Here is a 4,086-nt window from a genome sequence, read left to right on the forward strand (position 1 = left end):
AATTGAATCTGTGTTGCTGTGCTTGCTACCTACCAGTAAGACTAAATCTGTGGATTCCCGTTGTTTGACAGCCGGATACATGAACGACACCTCCTAGAGATAAGACAATCAAGCAAGTGAGACATAAAAAAATATAGCGATCGAAGAGCCGTTTAAACAGGAAATACAATCCTAAAATCACATAATCAGTCTTCTGGTGTCGAAATACGTTGATGGCTTCGGTATGAACGCTGGGAATATCTCATGCTCATTCCATGGGTAGTACTCAATACTAGACCGCATCCAGTTCATATCACCAAACTTGAGGAAATAGGACAAGCTGGGTAAGTTCATAAGCTCTGACGGCAGTATGACGCTGCGCCGTTCCCTCCGGCTGTCATTGGTCCTGTCATTTATAGATATTTTTGCTCCCGTATTGTCATATGACGAAGAAATACTTTCCGTTTCTCTTTCTATCTCCATTTCTCCTATGATTTTAGACAGGCCCTCCGCCTCGGGAGCCGAAGAAACACGCCCTAAAACCTTACTGTTGCAGTTGTTTATAATAGTCTGAGTTCCTTCGTCCTTGTATTGATCCTTAATCTGAGCCTGATCCTGTGTGCCTATGACTATACAAGCTCCTTTTGAACGCCCTTCGGCCAAAAGCCTCTTGATACTGTCCAACCTAAACAGAGAACCAAACTCATCTATAAAGAACCACACTCTTCTGTCGTTATCCGACGGCAGAGAGATCATTTCCCTCATCAAAATATCCAGTATGACCGTAAAATAACTCTGATAGTTGGTGGCATATCGAGCAGGATTAAGAAGGAACAAGGCGCTGCCTTCCGTAGAGGGGTCATGGAGCCAATCTCTGACTGAGAAATTACCTCTCTCTGCTACTTCAGGCCTAGTAAAACTCTGCGTATAACTTGTCAGAGTGGCCATGACCGATGTAGGCAGGTTAGACTGAGTTTTACCTGCTCCCGCTATAGGCTGTGCGAACGCCGCTGCTGCCCTGTCTCTGCTCAGCTCCCTCCACATCTTGTCTGGAGCAGAGGCATAGTTAAACAGAAACTTACACAAATCCTCATTTTTGACCGGTTGCCCCGTTTCTTCCGCTCTGTTGAATAGATAGACCAAGATGCCCCTGAAGACGTTGCGGGCAGAATCCGTCCAAAACTTATCGTTAGCATTTCCTATAGCCTCAGGGATAAGACTTTGGGTTACCATGTCCATGTCCTGCTCGCCCTTGATCTCAGCGAAGAGATCCCATTTAGTATGCCTGCGGTCAGCAGGACAAATAATTACATCTCCTTCTCTATAGAAAATAGGCAGGTATTCAGGCTTTCGGTCGTAGATAATCAGCCTATCTCTTCCTCCTCGGCGGCGAATGTCGTATATCATCTGTTTGATTACCTGCGACTTACCTGCACCTGTAGAACCCTGAATATACATGCCTAAATTTTCAAATTTATACGGATAAGGAACTCCCGCAACCAGAACGGGAGGCATAGGACGATCTCCTTTTTTCGCCTTCACCAACGCTTTTCGTCCTTCAGTTTTAGCCTGTTGCGCAACCGCAGCAATGTGTTGAGGAGTGGGCCCATTAGTCATAAGTGTCCCCCTCACAAAATGTTCTCCTTCCGCCAAGATTACGTCTCCTGTAGATACAGTGTTCTGTCTTACCAACTCAACAGGATCCTTATACTTCTTCAGCGACCAATACCCAACAGACCCCACAACAACTGCTCCTATGAAGGAAAACCATATAAGCTCCCCTAATCCGTGGAGGATAATCCTCTCTCCGCCGAAAAGGACATTTTCTTCCTGTGTGCTAACATACCCGTCTAAAACCCATGAAGGAAACAGGAATAGGTTTACCCATATGCCTACGATAAAGATATATTTGAAGACCTTTTTAATTTTGCCTTTCCAACGCCCTGTTTCGAGCTGGGTTCCAATTTTGACAGACATACAGCCACCTCCCACACTCAAACTATCTGGCTAGGCCTCTTCATCAATCATAAACTGCTTGTAGTACTGCCTTAATTGAGGGTGCCACCGCAACCTGCGGATAATACTATCGAGCCTTTTGCGTATATACTCTACGCTCCTGCTGTAGGCCCTAGCAATGTCTTCAAGCATGTGCGGAAACACATAGGGATCTATACCAAAGCGACGCTTCAAAATATCCAGTTCATCAGGAGTCAAAATCTCTTCCAGTAAGGCAAGACAACGTTCACACATCACTATGCGGTCTACCTGCATATCTAAATTTTCATCGTCTTCTTCTGCATTAAACCAAGACAGGCTTAAACATGGGCCTGATTCTTCATCTCCTGATGCTTCACATAGCGGGATTGGAGCAGATGTTAGATGGGCTAGAGACTGCACTCTGCGTAAATACTGCTCAGGTACTTCCTCCCCCTGCTTATATTTCTCTATATAATCTCTCATCTGAGATAGTGCCACACCTGTAAAGCCGGGAACAGCAAACCCCCTGCGGTGTTTCAGTATGGCGATCTTCACCTGCTGGTATATCCAAGGCACACCGTAGGTACTGAACCTGGTTTTATACTTGGGATCAAATCTGTCAACCGCTGTAATAAGCCCTATAACCCCCTCCTGCACCAAATCCATAAAATTCAAAATAGAGCTATTCCCCATCTGAGCCATTACCCTGTTGACCACCGCAACAACAAGGCGAAGATTAGAAAAAATCAGCCTGTCTCTTGCCTCCCCGTCCCCCTGCTCCTTAAGGATCGCCAACTTTCGCTCCTCTTCAGGCGTCAGGAGATCATACTTCCCTATTTCTTTTCTAAAGTAGACAAAGGCCTCTTGGAGGCGTTCATCAGAATCTGGAGAATCTGGAATATTCTCTGTCTCATACACAAGCTCATCTAACTGCTCCTGCTCCATATCCTGCACTTCTTCTGACTCTTCTGTTGTTGTGTCGTGGTCACTCGTCTGTGCCACTACAACCAACCGCCTTTTCCTTCTTTTCTTCTTTTTTTTCTCTTCTCCCATCGACATGACCTCCAGACCCTTTTTTACTTATTATGCATAGTTTTCCTATATAATTTATATCAAAAATACAAATTAACAAATTAAATTTTATATATTTTATTGTCAACAGGTGTCGATTACGCTATATATATAACAAAATATGTGGGCTTAAACAAACAAAATTTTTACAGAATATTTTTATAGCATTCTGAAAAAATATAGGGGGGATATAAATGTCAGTTGTTTTTATAGGAATAGGAGCGTGCATAGTGATAGGCCTATATATATATTTTACAAAAATTATTCGACATACAGAAAACAAAATGAAGGCTTTACAGACACTCAAACAGGAGCAGACAAAAGCTGCTCTGGATTGGTGGAACAATTTGCCTGAGGCAGAAAAAACAGTCCTGCTGCAAAGGATTCGTGCCGGAAGATGGCTTATGCTGCCGCAGAAACGGCGTTACTATCTATACCTAGCAGGGGTTGGCCTTTGTACGGCAGGCATGTTTGCTGTCAACCGCATAATAAACAATCCTCTTGCATCACCTGTTATTCTTTTGCTGAGTATAGGCGTCCTTACACTGCTGATATACGGGGAGAAACAGGAAAAGCAATTTAACATAGACATAGTTTCACTACACCTGATAACAAGACTGTACATCAAGGAACACCAAGGGGAAACTGTAGAACATCAACAATAAGGGAGAGTTATTCTATATACTCTCCCTTTAATCTCATTTCTAAAAAATCTACTCCTTCCTGATTGACAAGTGCCTCACCTGTCTCTGGATCATAGTCTATTGAAAGAGCGTATGAAGCAAACAGCCAACTTGGGAAGGGAAGTTCATCAGCCACTTTAGACGCTTGTACAACCGGGGGCATAAGCTCTGCAGGGCAGCCAATCTTGGCAAAAATCTTCTTCTTGTACTCGTCCTGTCTCTTCCCCTGTTCCACAATTTTCTCCAGAATTTTTTTATATTCCCTATGGCAAACTTTTGCCAGCGTCTCCTTTAACTGCGGCGATAAAGGAACCATTTGAGGTTCCTGCATGTCAGACCCCTGTTCTTCCTCTTCATCATCATACGGAAGATCATC

4 protein-coding genes are annotated in these 4,086 nt (G+C 43.8%); 1 reads left to right on the forward strand and 3 read right to left on the reverse strand.

Features of this window, described 5'->3' with window-relative positions; translation table 11 throughout:
- Window positions 1-177: 177 nt before the first annotated feature.
- Window positions 178-1,956: a type IV secretion system DNA-binding domain-containing protein gene (locus V7Z69_RS09355; RefSeq protein WP_334139729.1), complete on the reverse strand. Its 1,779-nt coding sequence runs from the start codon at window positions 1,954-1,956 to the stop codon at window positions 178-180.
- Window positions 1,957-1,986: 30 nt separating this feature from the next.
- The gene (locus V7Z69_RS09360) at window positions 1,987-3,009 is read right to left on the reverse strand and encodes a sigma-70 family RNA polymerase sigma factor (RefSeq protein ID WP_334139730.1); all 1,023 of its coding nucleotides are present in this window, start codon (window positions 3,007-3,009) and stop codon (window positions 1,987-1,989) included.
- A 212-nt stretch (window positions 3,010-3,221) separates the two neighbouring features.
- On the opposite strand from V7Z69_RS09360, the gene V7Z69_RS09365 reads away from it, so the two are divergent.
- Complete coding sequence (locus V7Z69_RS09365; RefSeq protein WP_334139731.1) at window positions 3,222-3,692, forward strand: hypothetical protein; 471 nt, start codon at window positions 3,222-3,224, stop codon at window positions 3,690-3,692.
- Window positions 3,693-3,699: 7 nt separating this feature from the next.
- Here the strand turns inward: V7Z69_RS09365 and V7Z69_RS09370 are convergent.
- The coding region (locus tag V7Z69_RS09370) for a hypothetical protein (protein ID WP_334139732.1) at window positions 3,700-4,086 on the reverse strand (387 nt) is incomplete at its 5' end.

Origin of the sequence: Thermovirga lienii (assembly GCF_036847465.1) — a bacterium.
Classification (GTDB): domain Bacteria; phylum Synergistota; class Synergistia; order Synergistales; family Thermovirgaceae; genus Thermovirga; species Thermovirga lienii.

Coding starts and splice junctions, on each gene's coding strand:
- V7Z69_RS09355 (WP_334139729.1), bottom strand. CDS start 1,956: ATGTCTGTCAAAATTGGAACCCAGCTCGAAACAGGGCGTTGGAAAGGC.
- V7Z69_RS09360 (WP_334139730.1), bottom strand. CDS start 3,009: ATGGGAGAAGAGAAAAAAAAGAAGAAAAGAAGGAAAAGGCGGTTGGTT.
- V7Z69_RS09365 (WP_334139731.1), top strand. CDS start 3,222: ATGTCAGTTGTTTTTATAGGAATAGGAGCGTGCATAGTGATAGGCCTA.